A 24,263-nucleotide genomic window follows, 5' to 3' on the forward strand; every position below is an offset into this window, starting at 1 on the left:
CAGGCATGACCGATGACAGGCCGGGGCGAAGATGACTGAGGAGTACCAGGATCACCTGCTGACGCAGTCGCTGCTGCTTGATGAAATCGGGCAGTCTGTGATCGGGTTGGACGGCAGCTGGCGAGTCACGTACTGGAACCGTGCCTCCGAGCGCTTGTACGGCTTTACAGCCTCCGAGGTCCTGGGACTCACTCCCCTCGAGCTCGGGATCGTCGGTAACTTCAGGACCCTCGCGCCCGGGCCAACGGGAGAAGAGATCGCCGAGCGGATCGCCAGGGGCAAGGACTGGTCGGGAGAGTTTTGGGTGCGGGACCGGGCTGGCAGGGAGTTCCCCGTCCATGGGACGATCAGCCCAATCAGGGGCCAACACACGGTACCGGTAGATATTGTGGCCATTTCAAAAGACATCACCGACCGGAAACACCAGGAAGCGATCCTGCGCCGGCTCTCGGCGATGGTGGAGTCATCCGGTGATGCGATCATCAGCGCTGACATGGACGGGAAAATCAGCAGTTGGAACGCTGGCGCCGTCAGGATGCTTGGCTGGGGTGCAGGGGAAGCCGTTGGCCAAAACCCGGCGCTCTTCACAACCCGGGCACCGGAGGACGTGGCCGGGCGGATTGCCGATCAAATCCGAAGCGGCTCCTTCGTCACCGGCTTGGAAGCGCGCTGGCGACGCAAGGACGGGTCGGTCATTGACGTTGAACTGACAGTGTCACCGGTCTACGGGCAGGATGGGACACTGGCCGGGGCGTCAGGAATCGCCAGGGACATTACCGAGATCAAGCGGCTGCGCACCGACGCTGATGCCGAGCGGCGTAGATTGTTGGCGGCACAAGAGATGGCACACGTGGGAACCCTCGAGTACTCGGCCGATCTGGGGACCGTATGGTACTCCCAGGAGCTTGGCCGGATCGTGGGCCTGGCACCGGGCGAGCCATTGTCGTGGGAACGGATGATGGAGCAGACCCACCCGGAGGACCGTGACCTGATGCACCGGGTATGGCAAGGTTTGCGGGTAGGGGCAGGTTTCGCGGATGTTGAATACCGGCTCGTGCGGCCTGATGGCAGGCAGCGGTGGCTGCATTCGAGGATTCGCAGCGTCGATGGCCCCGACGGGACACCACTTCAGTTCCTCGACACGGTGTTGGACATTACCGAGCGGAAAAACGCGGAGCAGATCCTGGAATGGCAAGCCCGGCATGACGCCCTGACAGGATTACCCAACAGGTACTGGATCACCGAGGTGCTTCAGGGTTTCCTTGACCGAGGTTGCCACCCGGCCGTCATGTTTGTCGACATTGACCGGTTCAAGCTGGTCAACGACGGTATTGGCCACAGCGGTGGAGATAGAATCCTGATGCTCGTCGGTGAGCGCCTGAAGAAAGCGGTGCGGGCCGGTGACACAGTGGCCCGCTTCGGGGGCGATGAATTCATCATCGTTTGCGAGAACATGGGCATGCGCGCCGCTCAGGTGCTAGCAGGCCGGATCCGTGAATGCATCCGGGCCCCTTTCGAGGTCGACGAGCGGCAGATCTTCCTGAATGTCAGCGTCGGCATCGCTCTTGCCGGGCCCGATGACACCGCCCAGACCATGTTGGGCGGCGCGGACACTGCCATGTACCGGGCGAAATCTGCCGGTGGAGACGCCTCCGCGATCTATCACTCCCGTATGACCCGACGGGCCAGCGGACGCTTGGACCTGGAATCGGACCTGCGATTGGCCTTGGAGCGGGGGGAACTGCGCCTGGACTATCAACCGATCATCGACCTTGATTCGGGCGCGACTCTGGGTTTCGAGGCACTTCTGCGGTGGGAGCACCCGGACCACGGTCTCATATCCCCGGAAGCCTTCATCCCTATCGCCGAGGAGACCGGCCTTATCATTCCGATCGGCACCTGGGTCCTGCACGAAGCACTGCGCCAAGGGCAGCTCTGGCGAAATCAGACAAGCGGCGCAGCGAACCTCACGATGGCCGTGAATATCTCCGGGCGCCAGTTGGTGGCGAAGAATTTCCCTGACGTCGTCGAAGCTGCGATCGGGGAGACGGGCATCGACTCTGGAGCAGTTCACCTGGAAATCACCGAAACGGTCCTCATGGATGAACCGGACCTGCCCAGGGAAACCCTGCGACGCCTCTCACGCCTGGGAGTTTGTCTCTCCATCGATGACTTCGGCACAGGCTACTCGTCCCTTAGCTACTTGAAGTGGTTGACAGCGAAAACGTTGAAGATTGACCGCACGTTCATCGAGGAACTCGGAGAAGACCCCCGGGCCGGAACGGTCATCGAACTGGTCCTTGGCATGGCGAAAAGCCTCAGACTTGACGTCATCGCCGAAGGCGTTGAAACGCCCACCCAACTCGATGAACTGAGGCGTCTGGGCGTGACCCGGGCGCAGGGTTTCCTGTGGAGCAAACCCATCCTCTCCGAACGGGTTCCCGCCTGGCTGGACGCCCGGTCTCGGGAACCCCTCCAAGAGCAGCCGCGGTGACGGGGAGAGTGCAAGCATTTCCCACCCTTGTGATGCCCGGGAAGTCTGCCGACGTGAGATCGGCAGACTTCCTGTAGCCGGCACAGGCAATAATGCAGGTCAATCTTGCAGGAGTAACGCCTCGAGCTCGGGAAGCCGCTCGAACAGGTCGGGAAGGCCGCGTATCCCGTTGCGTACGGCTTCGTGCGATAGCGCGAGGCCAGGGCCAGTGGTCGTCTCCACACCGGCGAGACATCTGAGGATGTTCCATCTCGTGTGCGCCAGCCACGCGCTGATCATGTATGCAAACCAGTGTGGACCTGGCGGCGGCAGCGCTCCGCTGCCCGCGACGTAGCCGTCGAGAACCGACCGGAAAATTGCGGGCTTGATGTCGTCAAGGCCAGGTCCTTTGGCGAGGCACAGTGCGGTCGAGCCAAGCTCACTGGATAGGTCGAGCATCCCCGAGAGCTCCCAGTCGAGCACCACCGGCCGGCCCTCTTGAACGAGCAGGTTCCAGGGTTGAATGTCCCTGTGGGTCAGCACGACGGGGCCCGGCCGTCCGCTGGTGTTAACGAAGTTGGTGATCGTGAGGAAGGTCTCGACGTGGGAGGCGAGCTCGTCGGCCCAGGGCTGTCCGGTTGCCTTCGCCTGCCGGGCCAGCACGGACCAGTTCCTTGGCATGTGGTCCTGGATCGGCGGAGGGTTCCAGCCGCTGTGGAGTGTATGGATGCGCGCTAGGATCTCACCTATCTCAAAGGCGTACGCCGCTGACACTGGCGCTTCGGGCACCTTCTCGCCCTCGACCCATCGGTGAACGAGCGTCCCGTGGCTGGCCGAGATCGGCTCTGGCATTGGAATGCCGGCAACGAAGGCCGCCCGCTCAAAAGTGAACACGTCCTGGACCGGATAGGTCATGCGGCGGTCGTCAAGGTTCAACTCCTTCACCGCAAACGATCCCTGATCCGTGTCGAGCCTGTACATCCGGTTGGCGAACCCGCCGTGGATGCGAGTCATCGGTCCGATCGGAGCGCCCAAATGCGAAAGGTCCACCCTTTAATCCTAGGAGCCGGCGGTTCATCGATGCATCGAACTGGCTTGGAGCCGGACACTCCCCGGGCTGCTTCAGGGAGCCGACACTTGACCTTTCGCCGACCTTCGTGGGTGGGCATATAGGGGCCAAGGCCTCTTGAGGTCGTTCACCGTCGATTCCAGCATCTAAATATGGACCCAGACGTTTGGCAAGGGTACTTCTAGAGCAAGACGACCTTTCGCTCACGGAGCTCTGGCTGTATTACTGGCGCAACGGCGGGGATGCCGGAGATGGAATTTGAAGCATTCATCAACGGCATCGAAGTCCTCCCGCCACTTGACCTGGACGCGCTCGCCTTTGTCCGGGACGACGGTCTTCACACCCAGCGTAGGAATCGGAACAGGGACGCCGAGGAAAAGGGGTCGTAACCTACCCGGCCAGCCAAGTCCCTGGCAGGAGCGGCCAGGGTCCGGTCTGTGATCAGCTCATCCAGGACCGGAGGCTACCAGGCGCACATGACGGTGAGATGGACGTTCGGCTACCTGTGGGACATCTGGCAAGGGCAGTGCCGGCGCTTGTAGTGCTCGCTTGCGCATTTTCAGGAGAGGACAATCATGGCCGAAGGGCTTCTTCGTCCACCGCCACCAGAACACAGTCATCGAGGAAGCTGGATGTGTGGAAGCCCGTTCCGCGCGGAGAGGTGCACGCAACCATCCAAATCGACCAGTCGATGGCGTGGCGTCAGCCTGTCTTACCGGCAGAACACGCCCCGGCGCTGCCAGGGATCCTTGGATTAGTGGGCCGGCCAGTGCCGCAGCCTGCTCATCTAATCGGGAACCGGCCCCCATTTATTGCCTGGGCGGTCGTGCGCCGACAGGTGCCCCGACCATTTGGCGTTCTGGTCATACCTTCCGCACTTAGTACAGCGCCGACGGAACCCTCCATCGGAGTCGGTTTCTGCCAGCCAATGGTGCCCAATATTGAGCCTGCACAGCAGGGCCTGGATCATGACCGCTCCTCTTCGAGAATGTGTATCCCAGCCCACTTCAATTATGTTCCTGAAACGCTTGAATAGATCGTTGGCAGCCATGATGCATCAGCAGAGATTCCTGAAGGATCGTGACCTGGCTCCAGCATCCCAGACATCGCTTTCCACCACGACCTGCTGTCCGTCGACAATCCAAAAAAGTTTCCTCAATATCGGTAGCTGGACCTCGTCGGATCCGATAGACAAGGTCTGCATCTTGGCGTCCCGGGGCTCTTCCAATGCTATGGAGGATGGCGCAGGCTGCGTCAGCGGGGCTTGGACGGTCTTTAGTTGGCGGGTGTGCAGAGCCGGTCGAGGGTCTCGTTGAGCGTTGACTCGATTTGGCCGTTGAGGAGATCACGCTTGTTCGCAGTGGAAGGATCCTCGAATTCGGTGGGCATTGGTGGAGTTGTGACTGTCATTGCTGCCTGGTAGAGGCCGTCTGCGCTGCTCACTGCTACCGTCTGGTAGTCATCGAACGAGCCCAGGCCCTCGTGTCTTGACTCTTTCGAGCATCCGTCCGCGTGCTCCCAGACGCCCAGCCCGTACGGGCCAAAGCCGGGGCTGGTTTTCATCTCCTTTAGCGAGGTCGGAGAGACGGCCCGCCCCTGGAAGATGCCGGCCAGGAGGAGGTTCAGGTCTTCCATGGTCGATACCGCGCCACCAGCCGGGTTGCCGACAGTGAAGGTGTTGTCTGTGGTGTCGATGCGTTCTCCGCGGAGGGTTACGTAACCGTGCAGTAGCCCGTTCTCGTGAGGGTCGAGATGGTCAAGGCTGGTGTGCTTCAGACCGAGGGGGTCAAAGACCTCCTCCTGCATGACCTGGACGAAGGGCTTGTGCCGCAGTGTCTGGACGAGGAGACCAAGGGCGAGGTAGTTGGTGTTCGAATACTTGAAGGTTCCGACACTGGCCGGGGCCCAGGGGAGGGTGCCTGCCAGTTCCAGGCCCCGTTCCATGGTGAGTGTCTGTGAGAGCACGGGGCGGAAGTCGACATCCTTGGGCAGGGCATCGTTGACCTCGGGGATCCCCGATGTGTGGCTGAGCAGTTGCCTCGCGGTGATGGGGCCCGGGGGTTTGAGCGCGGATGTGAACCCGGGAATGATGTCGTTGACGGGATCGTCGAGGCCGATGAGGTGGTCGTCCACGAGTTTCAGCACGGTTACGGCTGTCATCGTTTTGGTGACGCTGGCGACCTCGGCCCGATCTGTGGGCTGTGCCGGGGCCTTGGATTCGAGGTCACGCACGCCGTAGGCCCTGGACCACTCGCCCTCGGGCCAGCGGACCTGTACGACGGTGGCCACCGCGCCCTCGTCCATGAACAGCTGGATCTGATTTTCCAGGGGAGCGAAGGGACTGGGTGAGCTTGACGAGGGCTTTGGCTCATCAGGGGAATAGGTGCAGCCGGATAGAACGAGGGCCAGGCCGAGGGCCGGCGGCGTCCAAACGTGATTCTTCGTGCGCATTTTCCGCATCCGATTCGGGACGAGGTTAGAGGTCAGGGGCCGCCTTCGGCACCGGGCCCGGCCAGACCTGTGATGGCACCGTCGCCCAGCCCCGCAATTTTATGACTGGCCCTCGTGGCCGGGAAGGCTTGGACAGTGCCAGCCCCTACTTACCCAGCAGCGCTCGGTCGGCTGTTCGCGCCCGCCGCGGCCGTCCCTGCCGCCAGCCGAAAATGGTCGCGAGTGTCCCCTTAGCCCAGCTTCAACGACGAAGTGCGGCAAGAAGCTCGTTGACAAGTGGCTGCCCAAAGACACGGAAAGGCGCGCTCCGTTCCCTGAGCACGCCTTTCCGCCGCCCCCGGTTCCTGCCTACGTCTTGCGGCCGGGCAGGAGCAGGAGGGCGTCCCCGACGGGGCGTTCGCCCGTGACGTCCGAGGGGGAGTTCACCACCTGGCCACCCTGGACCATGGTGGTTGATCCGCCGCCGTCCAGGTTCATGGCATTGACCATGCCGAGGGACTTTGCCACGTGGGCTTCTTCGTTCAGGCTTAGGCCCAGGGATGTGGTTTGGCGGCCGTCGGCGGTGACGACCAGGGTGCGGCCCTGGGCGTCCACGCCGGCGAAGGTGCGGGGGTTGCGCTTGTGGACCCAGCCGTAGAAGAAGCTGTTGCTGTCATTGGTCCGGACCATGCCGTCGCGCTTGGCCGTGACGTCCAGCTGGCCATTCTGGACCAGGGTCGGGCCGCCGTTGACGACGTCTGTCGTCGGGGTGGTCGTCAGGGTCTTGCCGTTCTCGGTGAGTAGATCCGTGTCGACCTTCAGCTTCTTGCCCCGTACGGCGAGGGCGGCGAGCTTGTCGACGTCGGTGCCGATTGCCTGCACTGTTTGCCCGCCGGCGGGCACCGCGGTGCCTCGGGTGTGGTTGACGGCGGTGACGGTTCCCTGGGCGTCAAGGACGACTTCGAGTCCGGGGCCGGCCGGGGTGGCGGGGCCGTATTCGGGGGTGAAGGAGACGATCTCGTTCGCGTCTGTGCAGGTGAAGTCGTGCAGGGGCAGGTTGGTTGGGGTGTCATTGGTGCCGCCACAGTTGCGGATCAGCCCGGGGACCCGGTCGACGCCGTCCAGCGGGAGTTCGGGGGCGCCCGGCGCGGAGACGGCGCCGTGCCAGTGCAGCCGCTGGATGGAGGTGCCGTTCTTGTCCAGGACCAGTGAGGGCCGGTCGCCGACGGGTTCGCTGATGACCTTGCCGTCGTGGACGGCGGCGCCGGCGGGGTCGCCGGGAGCGCCTGCTGCCGGGTCCATGGTGAAGAACCCGCCGTTCACCGCGGCCAGGGCGCCGGTGGCGGCGGACAGTTGGCTTGTGGTTTCGCGGTTTTCGAGGTTGGGGCCGAACGAGGCGGTGAGGTCGCCCTTGAATTCTTTCGGGTCAATCGTCAGCACCTGCAGGTTCCAGGGTCCGCGGTCGTCCTCGCTGGTGCCGGCGTCGCCGTCCCAGCCGGTGTAAATCACCGAGGCCTTGTAACCGGCAGCCTTGATCTGATCGACGGTGCCGGTGCCGTCGGCCTTGGTCCCGAACTGGCCGACACGGACCCGGTAGCCGAGGTCCCCGCCGGCGTCGGCGAGCTGGGGTGACTGGACGTGCTCGACCCGGGCGATGAGGCCCGCGGCGTTGAGCTTGTCGGCGACCTTCTGGGCCTGCGCCTGGGTGGACAGCGCTGAGGCCGGGGCGTCCGGGTCCGGGGAGGTTGACGGGACCGCGACTTCGGCAGTCCAGAAGAAGTCCTGGTTGGGAGTGCCACGGGTGATGGTGGTCCGGGTCAGGCCCGGGGCCAGTGTTGTCACGTTCCGCGTCTCGGGCTGATCTGCCGCTCCGAGATCGAGATGACCGGTCGTTGACGCTGCGGCCTGCTGATCGGGTGCGGGCGCTGTGGGCGCTGCGGAGGACGGGCCTGCCGGGGTGAGGAAAGCGAAGGGGAGGGACACGGCCAGTGCGGTGATAACCGCACGGCGGTGACGCCCCGCCGTCATTGTGAGGGAGCGGGTTGCTGTGGAGCTCATTGTGGGGGCCTCTTAAGGTTGGGGTCTCAACAGGAGCTCTCAAGTTACTAAGCGGTAATTAACCGGATGTGGCGGCATAGTGAACAGAGGCTCCTCATGCACACCATGTTCGGGATGGGCGGCCGACGGCTGAGCGGAGTTCGAACCGCAGAAGGTGACCTCGCGTGGGCACGGCAATTGCCTCGGCGGAGGTCCTTGGCGATGCTGCTGGTGCAGTTTCTTCCCGAAGCCATGGCCTGGCCGGCAGGTGTGAACTGTGCCCAGGGCACGGTGTTGGCGGTCGGGAAGGCTGTCGTCCGCTTCGGCTCAGCGTTTCCGTTGGAAGGAGCGCACCGCCTGGCTCCCTGTGGGGTATTCGTCCAGCTGCACCAATTCCGTCGAACGCCATGGTGTCGATTCCGGTTACGGTTTCGGCTGCCAGCACCACGCGTTCGGTGCCTGGCGGTGCTGCGTCCAACGTGTCCCGCACGAACGTTCCCAGGAGGGCGCCGTTGCCGGAACAGCGGTGTGTCGAGGCGCAGGATCAGCAGCCCGGGGATGCGGTCGCCCTCCGGATGGTGGCTCGCATCGTGGTAGCCGGGGATTCCGTGGACGTCTACGAGTTCGGTACGGTACGGGTCCCAAGGCCGCCGCAGGAAGCCCGGATTGCGAGATCGACGGCGACAACGATGCCCGGGAGGACGCCCAGGACGGTAACTCCCAGGAAGGCCGTGAGCATCACCAGTGATTCGCTTCGGCTCATGCCAGGTTGGCTGAGCCCCGAAAAGGACCGGGGAACCGCTCGTCTCAGCTGCGGCCAGTCTGTGGGGGAACCTTGACGAGGACTTCAAGTAGATTGCCGAAGAACCAGTGCGCATGCGTGAATTCCGCGACATCCACGAGCTGATCGGCCAAGACATCGCTGGAAAGCTGAGGGAGTCTCATGCCGAAACCCACGCCTCCTGCCGACGGAGCGGGTCGGTATCCCCACCATCCTCGGATCGCTCCAATCATGCTGTGACAAGTTGCGGTGCGGCGTTCCGTCGCCGCCCCATATGGTAGTGATTCTGGGCCTCTGAGGGCATTGAAGTATTCGGGTAGCAGTCCGTGGGACATAGAAAAGGTCCCAGCTCAACGTGGAGCCGGGACCCTCTCAGCACGTCCTAGTCGCTGTTCAGGCTTCGCACGGGAGGGCCGTGGGCCGACCGGCGGTCAGGAGCATGGTCAGCCGTCCTCGTGGTTGGTCGATCCGGCGGGGATACCCGGGACGTCGTCGGGTCCGTAGATCTTCTCATCTCCAGGGTAGGGGGTTGCCCAGTTGTGGGCCTGGTACCAGGTCCAGCGGTTGAACAGGTTGGGGTCCGCGTAGTCTTCCTTCGCACCGTTACCTGTCAGGTGCTGATTCTCGGACCAGTCGTCCCACTTTTCGGCGGTGTCCTTCATCGGGGCCGGGACGGCGGTGGCTTTGGCCGCGGCGTCGTTTACCGCGGCGGCATCGGCTCCGGTCTGGCCCAGGGTGTCGGGACCGCAGGCGGGTGCGGTTTTGACACCCTCGGTGAGCGGGACCTGGTTCGGGACCGCAGAGTACGGTGTCAGGTCGGGCTTGTTGGTGAAGGCATCGAACATGGGGGTGGCCGCGGCGACCTTCTGGTTCAGCGGCTGGGTACCCAGGATCTGCTGGATAGTCCGGACCATGTTGATCTGGGAGTAGAAAGTACTGACCGTTTTGCCGTGCACAGCGTAGGGGCTGATGACCTGGACCGGGGCACGGTGGCCGTCGACGTGGTCGGTGCCGTTCTGACTGTCGTCCTCGGCGATGAAGATCGCCGAGTCCTTCCAGTACTGCGAGTGCGAGATCTCGTCCACGATCTTGCCCACGGCCAGGTCGTTGTCGGCGACCTGGGCTTCGGGGTCGGCTGTCCCGCCGGTGTGGTCGCTGGAGAGCCAGGTCATCTGGAAGTTCTTGGGGCCGTTCTTCTCGAAGTCCTGCTTCCAGGTTGCATAGCGGTAGATGTCCGGCACCGAAGTGTCGAAGGGTGCCGCGTTAGGGTCCGTGATCTCGTTCAGGGATGGGATGGCCGAGCTGGCGTGCATCTGCAGCGCGGGGGTGAAGAGCTGGGCCGGGTCACCGCCGGCCATGGTGCTGGATGCGGCGCAGTAGTACTGCTGCCAGGTCGCGCCGGCGGGCTTGCCTTCCTCGGAGTCGAACTCGCCGTAGTTCCTGGCGGTTTTGCCTGCGTCCTTGATCGCGGTCCAGAGGAAGCCGGAGCGCTGGTGGCCCAGGACGTCGTCCTCGGTGTCGTAGGAGCGTTTGTACTCACCTGCGCTGGTCTCGGTGTAGGCCGGGTCGTCGCCCTGCATCATCCAGTTGTGGCCCTCGGCGGAGTTGGTGCCGATGTCGTAGGTGTTGTCGTAGAGACCGAACTGGGTGGCAAGAGCGTGCTGGTTCGGGGTGACCTTCGCGCCGAACTGTGCCAGGGAGGCATCGCCGTTGCCCTGCTTCATGTCGCCGTACACCTGGTCGTAGGTGCGGTTTTCCTTGACGATCAGGAACACATGCTTGATAGTCGACGAATCCCCGATCCGCTTCGGCACGGCGACTGCCGGGATCTTGGCGGCCTCAGCAGCCGTCGCTTCCTTGACCGAGCTGCCGTCCCAACCGTTCTGTTCGAAGACGGTTTCGGTGTTCTTCTGGATCTCTTCATCGCTGGGCAGGGTGAATTTGGTAAGCGAGGCCGTGGTGGAGTGCGTGCCGTGCCCGGTCGCAGCCGTGGTGTTCGGGCCCTCGTTGATGGTCACCTCGGGTCCGCGCGCGTCGACGCCGCGGACGTTGGTGACCACGATCTTGCCGCTGACCGCGGTGACGTTGCCCGGGTAGTAGTCCGTGGGCAGCAGGCCGATGTAACGTGCTGGGTCCTTCGGGTCCTGCTTGTTGACCCTGTAGACCGCGACCGCGTTGGCCCGGCCGAGCGAGACCAGGAGGTGGTCGCCCTGCATGGTGATCGCGGTGGGCTCGTAGCCCACCTGGGAAGAGGCCCAGGGCTGTGTGGCGATGGTCTGGAGGACTTTGTTGCTGGCCGTGTCCACCACGGAGACGGTGTCGCTGTTGGTGTTCGCAACGTACAGCGTGGCGCCGTCGAGGAACATCGCGGTCGGATGCAGCTGGACGTCGATCGAAGCAACCGGCGCCGAGGCGTTGGCCGTGTCGACGACGCTGACCGTTCCCGTTGTGGAGGTCCCCAGGTTGGTGTCTGACGGGACGTCTGTGCCGTAGGAGTTCATGGTCGGCTCCCCCGGGAGGGCCGGGCGGCCTCCTTCGTTGGAGACGTAGAGCCGGGTGCCAACGAATTTCAGCTGGCGCGGGGCGATACCCGTGCCGAAGGTCTGCTTGATCGTGCCGGCGACGGGGTCGATCGCGACGACGGTGTTTTGGCCGTTCACGGCGGCGTAGAGCGTCGAGCCGTCGGGAGAGAATGCCATGCCGGCGGTTAGGGCCTGCTTGTCACCGGCGTTGGGGATGTTGATCTTCGTACCGGCGCCCAGCGAGCCGTCCGGGTTGAACGGGTAGCGGACAATCCCGGTCGCGACAGGTTCGTAGAGGAATTTGCCGTTGGGCGAAAAGACCGGCCCATCCTGGCCCACGGATCCGTCCGTGATGTGCTGGTAGGCCATGTCCGCGTACCCGGCGTTGGACGCGGCGGTGGCAAATGCGGTGGCAGCTTGGGTGCCGGCGGCGGCTACGGGCTTGTAGGTGGTGAGGTCGAAGACCTGTAGGTCCACGGAACGGTCAGTGCTCGTCCCGACGAGGTAGCGGCCGTCCGGGCTGACGGTCGAGCCCATGATCTTTCCGAAGGGTGTCATCAGGCGCTCGCCGATGGGCTTGATCTCCTGGTTCGAGGAGATCTGCTCGCCCTTATCATCCTCGGAGCCGACCTGCTGCTGGCCGAAGGGGATAGTGGAGGCGGCTGCGATACCGGCGCCGCCCAGAACGGCGAGGGTGCAGCTGGCCGCCACGATGGCAAGCGGTTTGCGGCCTCGTGCGAAGGCTGACAGCTTTTGCAGGCTGGAGACGTGGGACTCTTGTTCAGTGGTGGGTGTACGGGCGGACTCTGTGGGTCTTTTCACGCAAGCGAACCTACGTGCCGTGTATTAATTCCAAATGACGATAACTGTTATTCCAGGCAACCATCAGGCACCTTAGTTAATACCCGGATTGATCAGACCACCAGCGTGTCCAAGATGACCTGGGAAACTCTGTAGCCGGGGACGCCACGTGGGCCGCGTCTTGTTGTCGGGGCGAGGCTTCTGTGTATCCCCGGCCAACTGTGACGTTGCACCTAGGTTGGTGTCGGCGGCTGCTGCGTCAACGCCGGCGTGACGCAAGGGTGCTGGAAGTGTAATCGACAACGGCTGGACCTTGGCCGACTTCCGCTCCCGTGGCTCGGGGTGGACTCGCCGGCGAGCAGCTCGACGGTATTCCGGAGGCTTGGCCAGTCGAGACTGTTCATCAGTGCCAGGAAACCCTGGCGGCCCTCGCGTTGGTCGCTCCTGGTGAGGGGGTGTCTATTGTGACCACACGAGTCTGCGCTTCTGTTGAAGAGGGCAGAGTTGGTTCTGCAGCGCCAGCCTGGCTGCCGCGGAGCCTGTGCAGGTGTGTGGGGTGGCGGGGCTGTGCCCTGGCCGGTGGGCACTCCGCCTGCTGGATTGGGCGTTTTGTGTTTCCTCGTTCCGGTTCTGTTAGGTGGGCCGGCATTGGCCTTCACCTATTCACGTGCCGGGGGAGGAACGACATGATGTCGGCGATCTCGCCATGGGGAGTTCCGGGAGTTGGATCTTCGGCTCGCCTGCGAGAGCTAGGAACGGCTCTTTGTCCTGCTAAAGAGGGCGTGGACAGTGTCCACACGTGGTCCGATTGTGGCGCCCTTTCATAAACACATCAGAGTGCGCAACACATGTCGAGGGCTCCAAGCTTCCGCCCCGCAACTTCTAGAGATGTCCGAATACGCACCGACCTTGGTGACATCCGCCCGCAAGGCCGTGCTCGATCAAACGCAAACCCCCCAGGTTGCTCTCGGTCTGTAAGTAAGGGAGGCCCTGTGCCGCCGCAGTGGGGTTTCGGGCCCCCTCATCCACCCGCTCCAGGCCCGGCCTGTCAGGGTTGCTCGGCGCTCGTATTGCCTGAAGTCGCGTCTAACGGCAACGAAACGCTGGCGGCCATGCTACACAGCTTGGAACTCCGAGAATTGGGTCGTCGCAACCTGGTATGCCTGCTGTCCGGCCGGTTAGCCCCATTCTGCCGGCAAACCGCAGCTGTTTCACATTGGAACACCGCGGGCTGTGAGCCGCCTCTAGCGTTGATATGGAAGCCGTGATCGTCATCACACGCATGGAAACTTCGGCTCGCTGTCCTTGGAATCCCGGCCGAGCGGTCGGCATCCCTACGTAAGTCACTGAAAGAGCTGTTTCAAAGGAGAAACATATGACAAGCACCAAGACGTCGCCGCCCGCGATGACGCCCCGCCGCGCGGCGATTGCCGCGCTCCTTGGCAGCGCCCTGGAGTACTACGACTTTTTCGTCTACGGCGCGGCAGCCGCCCTCGTCTTCAATGTCCTGTTCTTTCCAGCTGGGGACCCGGCTGTGGCCCTGATCGGGTCGTTCGCCACGTTCGCCGTCGGCTATGTTGCCCGGCCTGTGGGGGCCGTGGTGATGGGCCACTTTGGCGACCGTCTGGGGCGCAAACGGGTCATGCTCGCCACCGTGGTCCTGATGGGCGTCTCCTCCTTCGCCATCGGATGCCTTCCCACGTACAACCAGGTGGGGCTGCTGGCTCCGGCGTTGCTGGTGGTCCTCCGCGTGGCCCAAGGCTTCTCGGCCGGGGCCGAATCTGCGGGAGCCTCCACCCTGACCGTGGAGCATTCGCCGGCCGGGCGGCGCGGCTTCTTCACCAGCTTCGTGATGGTGGGGTACGCCGTCGGCTGCTCGCTGGCAACCATCGTCTTCCTTCCCGTCGCGCTTCTTCCCGCCGAGCACCTTTACGGCTGGGGCTGGCGCGTGCCCTTCTGGCTCAGCGCCGTCGTCGTCATCATCGCGTACTACGTCCGCAGCCACCTGGAGGAGACGCCGGTCTTTGCCGAAACCAAGGACGACAGCGCGGTGCGGAAGCTGCCGGTGGGTGATGTGTTCAAGCACCACTGGCGCAGCGTGGTCTGTGTTGCCGGGGCATCACTCATGGCCGCGATGCAGACGCTGTTCGCCGTGTTCAGCCTGTCCTACGCCACCTCTGCGGGGGTGGACCGCAGCGCCATGCTCGGAATCATTTCCGGTGCCATCGCACTCTCCATCATTACCCTGCCGGCCGCCGGCTATCTTTCCGACATCATCGGCAGGAAGCGGACCATGCTGATTTCGTCCGTTGGCTGCGCCCTAACTCTTTTCGGGTACCTGTGGGCCATTTCGACGACGGACGTCCTCCTGATTGCCATCTTTGCCTTCCTCAACATGACGCTGTTCTTCAGCTGCTACAACGGCGTATGGACCTCGTTCTTCGCTGAGCAGTTCCCGGCACCGGTCCGCTTCTCCGGCATGGCCGTCAGCAACCAGCTGGGCAATCTGCTGGCAGGCTTCGCCCCGATGGTCGCTGCGATGCTCCTGGTACCGGTGCCGTCCGGATGGCTGCCGGTAGCGATCTTCGGCACGGTCGCAGCCGGCATTGCCGCTGTCGCCGTGATGGGAATGCGTGAGACGTCCAGAACCCCCACCGAACTGCTGGGCATGCCATTGCAGGATTCGGGGAACTTCCAGGTGGTGCAGGACCACACCGCGCCGCCGGTGCGCAACGTTGGCGCCATGATGGACTGACCCCCGACGTGAAAACGGGCTCCCGACGCAGTGTCGGGAGCCCGTCTTTATGTGTGGCAGTGAGCGGAGTCTGCTTACGCGCCGGGGAGGATCATCCGTTCGTCCGCGTTGATCTTCAGGGAACGCATTTTGCGGTACATCGTGGTGCGCCCGATGCCCAAAATCTCCGCTGCCCGGGACTTGTTGCCTTCGGCTTCCGCCAGGGCGGACACAATGGCATCGCGTTCGGACTGCTCGTAGCGGCTCAGCGATGGCAGGGACGTTTGCCGCATCGCGGTGGGCAGGTCCTTGGTCTCCACCAGGCCGTTCCCGGCCGAATGCCGCAGCGCGGCAAGGAGCCGGGCCAGTTCCCCGACGTTGCCCGGCCAGCGCCAGGCAAACAGGCACTGCAGTGCGGCCGGGGAGAACCGTGGGGCCTGGACACCGGGGAAGAGCTCGGCGGATACCTCCCGGATAATTTCGGGGAGTTCTTCCCGCACGTCACCCAGGGAAGGAACGTACACGGGCACGGGCAGGCCTGGAACCTCTTCACCCTGGCCCTCCCAGCCTGTTGGCCGCTGCGTGAGGATGACGCGTGCGCCGGGGTGGGCGCCCGGGGCGCCCGCCCTGGCAAATGTGATCAGGCGCTCCAGCAGCCCGTCCGGGACGGTCTTTCCCTCGACAATCACGCCGCGCCCTTCCGCCAAGGCGGCCTGCATGCGGGTCCAAGCCGAGGCGTCGCTTGTGAGCTCGTCCGAAGTAAACGTGTCCGGTTGGCGCCCGGCGCGCTGCCGCAGCCATTTTGAGGACTGATGGCGCTTTCCGACGCCGGGGCCGCCCATGACCCGGATGAGCCCGTCGAGGGCGGCGGCCTTCGAGATTTGCTGCTGAAGGGCGCTGTAGGACGTCGTGGTGCGCGCCTGCCGCGAGGACAGGCCGTTCAGGACCTCCCGGAGTCCCGGCGCATCAGCTTTCTGCGGGGTGCGGGCTGTCTCCGGTCCGGCGCCCTCCGCACCTGCCGGCCTGGTGAATTCGAGCGCGAAGATGGCGTCCTGGCCCGGCCGGCCCAGCCGCCTGATCACGGCTTCGGTTCCGAGCAACGGGAGCTCGAGCTGTACCTTGTCCTGGTCCCACTGGTGCCGGCGCAGCATCTCCCACAGGTACGCGTGCGACTCTGCGTCGAAGTGGGCCAGTGCGGGGAGGTCTGTCATGACGGTTTCCGAATTCATGACCAGCACCGGATTCTTGGAGGATTGGAAGCGGCGGTAGGTGCGGGCCAGTTCCAGGTTCCGTGAATCGGCCATGAGTTCCAGTGCTTCCGCGATCTGGTGGCCCGCCTGGCGCGCCATGGAGACCATCAACGGACTGGCGGCATCAACGTGGGAGGCGATGGAGAGCGAACCGACGATCCGGCCGGTGATGGGGTGTTTGATGGGGGCGCCGGCGCAGGCAAGTTGCGCCAGGGCGTCGTTGAAATGCTCGGTCCCGCGGACGAACACCACGCCGCGCCCTTCGATGGGGGTCCCCAGCCCATTCGTTCCCAGGGCCTTTTCGGAAAAGACAAAACCTTCCGCGGCGTAGGCGTTGTCCAGGGTCCGGGTGTCCTGGGCGTCGATGATGCGCCGCGAAACAATCCGCCCCTCCTCGTCTGCCAGGAAGAGCGCCATGCGGGTGTCCGTCAGGTTGTCCTGCCACTGGTCCAGGATTCTGCCCGCGGCCCGCAGGATGGCACTGTCCGGATCGATTTCGCCGAGGATGTGCGGCCCACCTGTGGGGTTTACGTGGTGCGAAACGGAACGCCGCCAGCTCTGTTCGATTTCCTCGGGCACAAGGGACGCCGGAACGGAAGCCCGGAGGAGGCCTTCCGTATGAGCCGCTCCCGGGCCGACCGGACCGCGTCCTCGCGGTGTGACTTGTCGATCACTTTCCCATTCTCAAGCAGTCAGGACAATGCGTCCAGCAACCCCGCCGCTGGTCAGGTCGTCCAGGGCGCGTGACACTTCGGCGGCTGTCAGGGACCTTTCGGACACCGGGATGCTGGGCAGTTTGCCCGCCTTGGCGATTTTAACCAGGTCCCGCAGCTGCGCCAGGGTTCCCACGAAACTGCCTTCGATCCGGATCATCCGCAACGCCAGCATAGCCGTCGGAATGGTGACCTCGCCGCCAAAGAGGCCCACCTGGATCATGGTCCCGGCTTTGGCGAGGATGTCGAAGGCGGCAGTGGCAGTGGCGCCGTTGTTGACGAAATCGATGACTGCGCTGGGGGCGCCGCCGGCCGCCCGGCTAATGTCCCGGGCGTCCTTGCCGGGACCCGACAGTGCGGTGCTGGTGGCGCCCATGTCCCGGGCGAGTTCAAGGTTGCGCTCAGCGACGTCCACGGCGCAAATGTTCTTGTGGCCGCGTGCGCGCAGGACGGCGATGGCCGTCAGGCCCAGCCCGCCGGCGCCGAAGACGACGACGGGTTCATCCGGTTCAAGGGGAAGGACCTTGTCCACCGCGCTGTGGGCCGTGAGGCCGGAGCAGGCCAGGGTGGCCGCCCAGCTCGGATCAAGGCCTTCGATGTCGATGAGGTACTTTTCGTCGGGCACCATGATGTATTCCGCGTAGCCGCCGTGACGGGCGACGCCCAGGTTCCGGCCGGCAGCGCATCGGTTGTCGTGGCCGTTCCGGCACTGGCGGCATTCACCGCAGCCAATCCACGGGTAGACAAGGCGGGTATCGCCAGGGCGGACGGTGGTGGCATCGGCACCTGCCCGTTCCACGATTCCCACCACTTCGTGGCCCAGGACCATCGGGTACTCGATGCCGCGGTCCTTGAGGCTCATCTGTCCGCGGCTGCCAAGGTCGTAGCCGCCTTCACGCAAATGCGTGTCAGTGTGGCAGACCCCCGCGCGCAGCACCTTCAGGAGGACCTCCCGGCCGGAAGGCTGCGGCGTCGGCAGCTCCAGGTCGTGGATGGTTGCATCGTCTGGCTGGACGGCAAATGCGTGCATGCGGGTACACCTCTTCATTGGGGCAAATGGGTATCAACCAATCATGGCCAACTATTGGTGTAGCTTCCAATACCAATTCAGCCACTCATTACCGCCGCTTCGGGTATCAATTTATGGGGCGGGCGATTGTTTCACATTGGAACACCTGTGGCATGGAACACACCCCTACCTTTGAATCAACGCCGGGGCGGCCGCTGGAGCAGCGGGCCGCCGGCAGTCCAGACCAGAGTCAAAGGAGACCATCATGACCGCCAATGTTGTTGAGCAGACCACCGCCCCCGCCGGTGCCGAAACCCAGGACGTACTGCGCGACCTGTACGCCGACTGGGCGCGGATCATGGAGGCCACGCCGGACCTGACCATGCGCCTGTTCCGGTCCATCTTCGATGAGTGGCACCAGCCCACCGTCGAGCCCGAGGGCGTGACGTACCGCGAGGACACCGTCGGCGGAGTTCCCGGTATTTGGTGCCTTCCGCAGGGCGCGGACACCACCAAGGTCCTCCTCTACACCCACGGCGGCGGATTCGCCGTCGGCTCTGCCTCCAGCCACCGCAAGTTGGCCGCGCACGTCGCCAAGGCGCTGGGCTCCGTAAGTTTCGTCCTGGATTACCGCCGTGCACCCGAGTTCCAGCACCCGGCCCAGGTGGACGACGGCGTTGCGGCCTTCGACGCGCTGGTCGCCTCCGGGATCGCACCGGAGAACATCACCACTATCGGGGACTCGGCCGGCGGCAACCTCGCCATCGCCATCGCGCTGGCGCTCAAGGAACAGGGCAAGGAAGCCCCAGGCCGGGTCATCGCCTTCTCGCCGTGGCTGGACATGGAAAACAAGGGCGAAACCCTGGTCACCAACAATGACACCGACGCCCTCATCACCCCGGAGCTGCTGGAAGGCATGATTGCCGGTGTCCTGGGCGGATCGATCGACCCGAAAACCCCGCTGGCCAACCCGCTGTACGGCGACTTCAGCGGCTTCCCGCGGCTTTACATCACCGCGGGCAGCGTGGAGTCCCTGCTGGACAACGCCACCCGGCTCGAAGAGCGGGCCAAGGCCGCCGGCGTGGACGTCACCCTGTCCATCGGCGAAGGCCAGCAGCACGTCTACCCGTTCCTGGCAGGGCGCTCGGCGCTCGTTGCCCAGGAGTTCGGAAAGCTCGCCGCCTGGTACGCGGAATAACGCGCACCCACACCACTCATCCCCCTGCATCGGAACGATCAAAGGAGTTCGCCATGACTGCACAGAGCATTAACCAAACTGCCGGCACCATCCAGACCGTTGACGCCGTGGTTATCGGCGCCGGCTTCGGCGGCATCTACGCCGTACACAAGTTTGCCAACGAGCAAGGCATGACCGTTGTCGGCTTCGACAAAGCGGACGGTCCCGGCGGCACCTGGTACTGGAACCGCTACCCGGGCGCGCTTTCGGACACCGAAAGCCACGTCTACCGTTTCTCCTTCGACAAGGACCTCCTGCAGGACGGTACATGGAAGCACACCTACGTCACGCAGCCGGAGATCCTTGAGTACCTGGAAGGGGTGGTGGACCGGTTCGACCTCCGCCGCCACTTCCGCTTCGGCACCGAGGTAAAGTCCGCTGTCTACCTCGAGGACGAGCAGCTGTGGGAGGTCACCACCAGCGGCGGCGCCGTCTACCGCGCAACTTATGTGGTCAACGCCGTCGGGCTGCTCTCGGCCATCAACTTCCCCAACCTCCCCGGCATCGACACGTTCGAGGGCGAGACCATCCACACGGCGGCCTGGCCCGAGGGCAAGTCGCTGGCCGGACGCCGGGTGGGTGTGATCGGTACCGGTTCCACCGGCCAGCAGGTCATTACTGCCCTGGCTCCGGAGGTGGAGCACCTGACGGTGTTCGTCAGGACCCCGCAGTACTCAGTGCCAGTGGGCAAGCGCCCGGCCACAGAAGAGCAGATCGCCGGGATCAAGGCCGACTACGACAACATCTGGGCACAGGTTAAGCGCTCAGGCGTGGCGTTCGGATTCGAGGAAAGCACCGTTCCCGCGATGAGTGTCACCGACGAAGAGCGCCGCAGGGTCTACGAAAAGGCCTGGGAATACGGCGGTGGCTTCCGCTTCATGTTCGAAACCTTTAGCGACATCGCGACGGACGAGGAAGCCAACGAGACTGCGGCAGCCTTCATCCGCAACAAGATCAGCCAGATCATCGAAGATCCGGAGACTGCACGCAAACTGACGCCCACCGGGCTGTTCGCCCGCCGCCCGCTCTGCGACGACGGCTACTTCCAGGTCTTCAACCGGCCCAACGTCGAGGCGGTAGCCATCAAGGAAAACCCCATCCGCGAGGTCACGGCCAAGGGTGTGGTCACCGAAGACGGGGTGCTGCATGAACTGGACGTCCTCGTCTTCGCCACCGGCTTCGACGCCGTGGACGGCAACTACCGCCGCATGGAGATAGTCGGCCGCCACGGGCTGAACATCAATGACCACTGGGATGGCCAGCCCACCAGCTACCTGGGTATTTCCACCGCCAATTTCCCCAACTGGTTCATGGTTCTGGGACCCAACGGCCCGTTCACCAACCTGCCGCCGAGCATTGAAACCCAGGTCGAATGGATCAGCGAGACCATCGAATACGCCGAACGCGCCGGCATCCAGGCCATCGAACCTACGGCGGAGGCAGAGGCCGAATGGACCGAACTGTGCACCACGATCGCGAACATGACGGTCTTCACCAAGGTTGAGTCCTGGATCTTCGGCGCCAACGTCCCAGGCAAGAAGCCCAGTGTGCTGTTCTACCTGGGCGGCCTGGGGAACTACCGCGGTGTCCTCGAGGACGTCACCGCCAACGGATACCGCGGCTTCGAGCTCAAGCCGGCCGCCGCCGTCGCCGCCTGACACGGCACCGATCCACCAGCTTCCACCACAAAGGAGAACAGACCATGGGTGTGTACACCACCACAGATCCGGCCACCGGGGATGCCACCGCAGAATACCCGGAGATCTCCGACGCCGATCTGGACAACCTGATCGGACGCAGCGCCGCGGCCTACCGGTCCTGGCGCACCGCACCCCTGGAACAGCGCCGGGCCGTCCTCACCCGGGCCGCGGAGATCCACCGGGAACAGGCCGATGAATTGGCCAAGCTGCTCACCCTTGAGATGGGCAAGCCGATCGCGCAGGCCAGGGGAGAGGTGGAACTGGTAGCCTCCATCTACCAGCACTACGCCGACCACCTCGAGGAGTACCTCGCGGACGAGGAACTGACCATCAAGGGGCCCGGAACGGCAGTGGTCCGCACCGAACCCATCGGTCCGCTGGTGGGGGTCATGCCGTGGAACTACCCGTACTACCAGGTGGCACGGTTCGCGGCCCCGAACATTGCGCTCGGGAACACGATCATCCTCAAGCACGCCCGCAACTGCCCGCAGTCGGCCCTGGCCATTGAACGTGTCCTGGGCGAGGCCGGGCTGCCGGACGGGGTGTACGCCAACGCCTTCATTTCGTCAGCCCAGGTGGCATCCGCCATCGCTGACCGGCGCGTGCAGGGAGTGTCGCTCACCGGCTCCGAAAAGGCAGGGGCGGCTGTGGGCGAGGTAGCCGGCCGGAACCTGAAGAAGTGCGTCCTGGAACTGGGCGGTTCGGACCCCTTCATCGTGCTGGACGACGCCGACATCGATGCTGCAGCCAGTGCCGCTGCAGTGGGCCGTCTCGGCAATGGCGGCCAGGCCTGCACGGCGTCGAAGCGGTTCATTGTGGCGGACAGCGTCTACGACGAGTTCCTGCCGAAGTTCGTCGACGCGATGGCGGGGTGGCAGTTGGGGGACCCCACCAGTCCAGAGACCAAGCTCGGGCCACTCTCGTCCCTGGCAGGGGTGGAAGAACTCGATGAACTGGTCCAGGATGCCGTGGCCAAGGGGGCTTCCCTGCTGTTGGGTGGTCAGCGTCCCGACGGTCCCGGCGCCTACTACCCGGCAACGGTCCTGGCCGGCGTCACGACGGACATGCGGGCCTTCGCGGAGGAACTGTTTGGGCCGGCTGCCGTCGTCTACCGTGTCGGCTCCGTTGAGGAAGCGGTGGAACTGGCCAACAACTCGCCGTTCGGCCTGTCCTCCAGCATCTTCACAGCCGATACTGCCAAGGCTGAGCGGCTGGCGGGGGAGCTCGAAGCGGGCATGGTGTGGATCAACAGCACCAGCAAGAGCTCGGCAGACCTGCCATTTGGTGGCGTCAAGGGTTCGGGATTCGGCCGGGAACTGGCCCGGTTCGGCTTCAATGAGTTCGCCAACAAGAAGCTGGTGCGCAGCCCCGGGACGAAGTAGTCCTTGGGTCTGCCGGGCGGAATCAGTGCCGGGTTGCGGGTGAATTGCCCGCAGTCCGGCACTGCCGGTTTAAGCCTGCGCCTTCTTGGCGAAGGCCGGGTAAAGGGCGGCGACGAGTTGCCTTCCGAACTCCCCGTCCAGTGGCTCGCCGCTGAGGAACAGCCGGTAGTAGATGGGCCCCAGCAGGAGGTCGGTGACCAGGACCGGATCCAGCCCGTCCCTCAGTTCACCGCGTTCGACGCCGCGTTCCACCAGGGCGGTGACCTCGCGGACGCGCTTGGCCACCACAGTCTCCCGGTAGGTCTTGGCGAGTTCGACGTCGGCAGCTACTTCCGAGACCAGGCCCTGCATAATGCGCCCCAGCAGGGAGTGGGACATCAGGTCGACGGTCCGGTCCACCAGGCGGGCCAGCTCGGCCCGGGTGTCCTTGGCGTACGGCATGGTACTGACATCGCCCAGCATGTCCAGCAGGACGGCGAGGGCCAGGTCGTTCCGGGAGCGGTAGCGGCGGTAGATGGTGGATTTCGCGACGCCGGACCGCTCCGCCACGCGCTCGATGGTCAGGCTGCCGAACCCGGAGTCCGCCAGCAGTTCGCGCGTGGTGTCCAGGACCAGCCGTTCCGTACGCGCGCGGCGTTTCTGGTGACCTGAGGCTGTTGCCCCGGCCGGGCCGCCGTCGGCCGTGTCTGAACCGTTCATCGCCACAATAGACCCTTCCGTCCGCACAGGCTGAGTGCTAATATTGAAACGCAACGTAGCGTTCTATAAATGCTACTCAACAACTCCTCTACACAGAAGCCTAGAAGGGCAGCACCATGAGCACTGACCGTTACCAGCGCGGACTCGACCGGATGATGGAACTCGTCTCCAGCGAACACACCAACACGTTCGACCACGCCAAGCTCGTGGAATCCTACGCAGCCCTCGACGCCGATCTCTCGGACTACATCGTGTCCTTCGCATTCGGGGACATCTACTCCCGGGGCAGCCTGACCCGGCAGGAACAGACCATGGTGACCATCTCCACGTTGGCGGCACTTGGGACCGAGGTCCAGCTGAAGCTGCACATCAACGTCGGCTTCAACGTGGGCCTGACCAAGGAGAAGATCGTGGGTGCCCTGATCCAGTGCATCCCGTACATCGGCTTCCCGCGCGTCCTCAACGGCCTGACCCTGGTGAAGGAAGTCATGGCGGAGCGCGGCATGGCCACCGAAGCCACCAACAACTAGCAGCGAAAGGGATTCATCATGAGCAAGAGAATCGGATTCGTCGGACTCGGAACCATGGGACTGCCCATGGCGGTCAACCTGAAGAAGGCCGGATTCGAGGTGATCGGGTATGACGCCTTCGAAGGCTCACGCCAGAAGGCGCGTGCGGCGGGAATCACCATCGCAGAATCCCTGAGGGAAGTCGCCGAAAAGGCCGACGACGCGATCGTCTCCATGGTCCGCGACTACGCCCAGAACGTGGACGTCATCCTCGGGGAGGGCGGGCTGCTGTCCGCGGGACCCAAGAACGTCACCATCATCGTGATGAGCACGCTGGACCCGGACACCATGAACGACCTGGGCCGGCAGGTAGAGGAGAACGGCTACGCGAAGCTGATCGCCGCCGCAGTCAGTGGGGGAGCCACCGGTGCCGAGGCAGGCACCCTGTCCATCATGACGTCCGGCCCCGAAGCGCAGGTGACGGCCGCGCGGCCGTACTTCGACGCCGTCGGCTCCCAGGTCTTCTACTACGGCGCCGAGCCCGGCAACAGCCAGGCCGCAAAGCTGGTCAACAACCTCATCCTGGGCATCACCATGAACGCCGTGGCCGAGGGGCTCAAGTTCGGCGCGCAGTACAACCTGCCGCAGGACGAGCTGCTGAACCTGTTCCGGGCCAGCACCGGCGACAGCTGGGTGGCCCGGAACTGGGACTCCGTGTCTGAATGGAACGCGGATACCGCGCTCGCAGTGCTGCTGAAGGACCTCAAAGCCGCCCACCTCAAGGGCCTCGAACACAACGTGGCCATGCCCTTCAACGCCCTGTCCTCCACCCAGCTGTTCGACTCCATGGGCAAGAAGCCGAAGGCAAAATAGCAGGCACACGCCGAACAGCCGACCGGGATCCTCCCCGGCCGGCT

Annotated in this window: 16 protein-coding genes; 8 read left to right on the forward strand and 8 right to left on the reverse strand. The window is 64.2% G+C overall.

Annotation, left to right across the window (positions count from 1 at the left end; translation table 11 throughout):
* Positions 1 to 31 precede the first annotated feature (31 nt).
* Positions 32 to 2,494, forward strand: a complete 2,463-nt coding sequence (locus ACFVTD_RS15240) for an EAL domain-containing protein (protein WP_387564495.1) — start codon at positions 32 to 34, stop codon at positions 2,492 to 2,494.
* Positions 2,495 to 2,593: 99 nt separating this feature from the next.
* On the opposite strand, the gene ACFVTD_RS15245 is transcribed toward ACFVTD_RS15240, so the two are convergent.
* A complete protein-coding gene (locus tag ACFVTD_RS15245) occupies positions 2,594 to 3,487 on the reverse strand; it encodes a phosphotransferase family protein (RefSeq protein WP_387564497.1) in 894 nt (297 codons plus the stop codon).
* Positions 3,488 to 3,793: 306 nt separating this feature from the next.
* Between ACFVTD_RS15245 and ACFVTD_RS15250 the strand changes: the two genes are divergently transcribed.
* Positions 3,794 to 3,931: a hypothetical protein gene (locus tag ACFVTD_RS15250; protein ID WP_387564498.1), complete on the forward strand. Its 138-nt coding sequence runs from the start codon at positions 3,794 to 3,796 to the stop codon at positions 3,929 to 3,931.
* A gap of 886 nt (positions 3,932 to 4,817) precedes the next feature.
* Here the strand turns inward: ACFVTD_RS15250 and ACFVTD_RS15255 are convergent.
* The 4 genes from ACFVTD_RS15255 to ACFVTD_RS15270 form a co-directional block, all read right to left on the reverse strand.
* A complete protein-coding gene (locus tag ACFVTD_RS15255; protein WP_387564500.1) occupies positions 4,818 to 5,993 on the reverse strand; it encodes a serine hydrolase domain-containing protein in 1,176 nt (391 codons plus the stop codon).
* Positions 5,994 to 6,341: 348 nt separating this feature from the next.
* Positions 6,342 to 8,030 (reverse strand): phosphodiester glycosidase family protein, encoded by a 1,689-nt coding sequence (locus ACFVTD_RS15260; protein ID WP_387564502.1) that lies wholly within the window; start codon positions 8,028 to 8,030, stop codon positions 6,342 to 6,344.
* 595 nt (positions 8,031 to 8,625) lie between these two features.
* Positions 8,626 to 8,772: a hypothetical protein gene (locus ACFVTD_RS15265; RefSeq protein WP_387564504.1), complete on the reverse strand. Its 147-nt coding sequence runs from the start codon at positions 8,770 to 8,772 to the stop codon at positions 8,626 to 8,628.
* A 461-nt stretch (positions 8,773 to 9,233) separates the two neighbouring features.
* Complete coding sequence (locus ACFVTD_RS15270; protein ID WP_387564506.1) at positions 9,234 to 12,134, reverse strand: alkaline phosphatase family protein; 2,901 nt, start codon at positions 12,132 to 12,134, stop codon at positions 9,234 to 9,236.
* Positions 12,135 to 13,488: 1,354 nt separating this feature from the next.
* Between ACFVTD_RS15270 and ACFVTD_RS15275 the strand changes: the two genes are divergently transcribed.
* Complete coding sequence (locus ACFVTD_RS15275) at positions 13,489 to 14,868, forward strand: MFS transporter (RefSeq protein ID WP_387564508.1); 1,380 nt, start codon at positions 13,489 to 13,491, stop codon at positions 14,866 to 14,868.
* Positions 14,869 to 14,942: 74 nt separating this feature from the next.
* On the opposite strand, the gene ACFVTD_RS15280 is transcribed toward ACFVTD_RS15275, so the two are convergent.
* Together ACFVTD_RS15280 and ACFVTD_RS15285 are read right to left on the reverse strand one after the other, a co-directional pair.
* Positions 14,943 to 16,676, reverse strand: coding sequence for a helix-turn-helix domain-containing protein (locus tag ACFVTD_RS15280; RefSeq protein ID WP_387564510.1), 1,734 nt, complete (start codon positions 16,674 to 16,676; stop codon positions 14,943 to 14,945).
* A gap of 105 nt (positions 16,677 to 16,781) precedes the next feature.
* Positions 16,782 to 17,840 carry an alcohol dehydrogenase gene (locus tag ACFVTD_RS15285; protein WP_387564512.1) on the reverse strand — a complete coding sequence of 353 codons (1,059 nt, stop codon included), beginning with the start codon at positions 17,838 to 17,840 and terminating at the stop codon, positions 16,782 to 16,784.
* A gap of 244 nt (positions 17,841 to 18,084) precedes the next feature.
* On the opposite strand from ACFVTD_RS15285, the gene ACFVTD_RS15290 reads away from it, so the two are divergent.
* From ACFVTD_RS15290 to ACFVTD_RS15300, 3 genes are read left to right on the forward strand one after another with little or no spacing between them, the layout of a single operon-like run.
* Entirely contained in the window at positions 18,085 to 19,017 is a 933-nt protein-coding gene (locus tag ACFVTD_RS15290; RefSeq protein WP_387564514.1) for an alpha/beta hydrolase, read from the forward strand.
* Between the two features lie 53 nt (positions 19,018 to 19,070).
* Positions 19,071 to 20,714, forward strand: a complete 1,644-nt coding sequence (locus ACFVTD_RS15295) for a flavin-containing monooxygenase (RefSeq protein ID WP_387564516.1) — start codon at positions 19,071 to 19,073, stop codon at positions 20,712 to 20,714.
* A gap of 44 nt (positions 20,715 to 20,758) precedes the next feature.
* Complete coding sequence (locus tag ACFVTD_RS15300; RefSeq protein ID WP_387564518.1) at positions 20,759 to 22,138, forward strand: NAD-dependent succinate-semialdehyde dehydrogenase; 1,380 nt, start codon at positions 20,759 to 20,761, stop codon at positions 22,136 to 22,138.
* A gap of 69 nt (positions 22,139 to 22,207) precedes the next feature.
* Here the strand turns inward: ACFVTD_RS15300 and ACFVTD_RS15305 are convergent, their stop codons facing one another.
* Complete coding sequence (locus ACFVTD_RS15305; RefSeq protein WP_387564520.1) at positions 22,208 to 22,837, reverse strand: TetR/AcrR family transcriptional regulator; 630 nt, start codon at positions 22,835 to 22,837, stop codon at positions 22,208 to 22,210.
* Between the two features lie 116 nt (positions 22,838 to 22,953).
* Here ACFVTD_RS15305 and ACFVTD_RS15310 point away from each other — a divergent pair, with 116 nt between their 5' ends.
* Both ACFVTD_RS15310 and ACFVTD_RS15315 read left to right on the forward strand, forming a co-directional pair.
* On the forward strand, positions 22,954 to 23,367 hold the full coding sequence (locus ACFVTD_RS15310; RefSeq protein ID WP_387564522.1) for a carboxymuconolactone decarboxylase family protein: 414 nt from the start codon (positions 22,954 to 22,956) through the stop codon (positions 23,365 to 23,367).
* A gap of 18 nt (positions 23,368 to 23,385) precedes the next feature.
* Entirely contained in the window at positions 23,386 to 24,219 is an 834-nt protein-coding gene (locus ACFVTD_RS15315; protein ID WP_387564524.1) for an NAD(P)-dependent oxidoreductase, read from the forward strand.
* Positions 24,220 to 24,263 lie beyond the last annotated feature (44 nt).

It is taken from the genome of Pseudarthrobacter sp. NPDC058119, from assembly GCF_042884655.1.
In the GTDB taxonomy this organism is placed as follows: Bacteria; Actinomycetota; Actinomycetes; order Actinomycetales; family Micrococcaceae; genus Arthrobacter.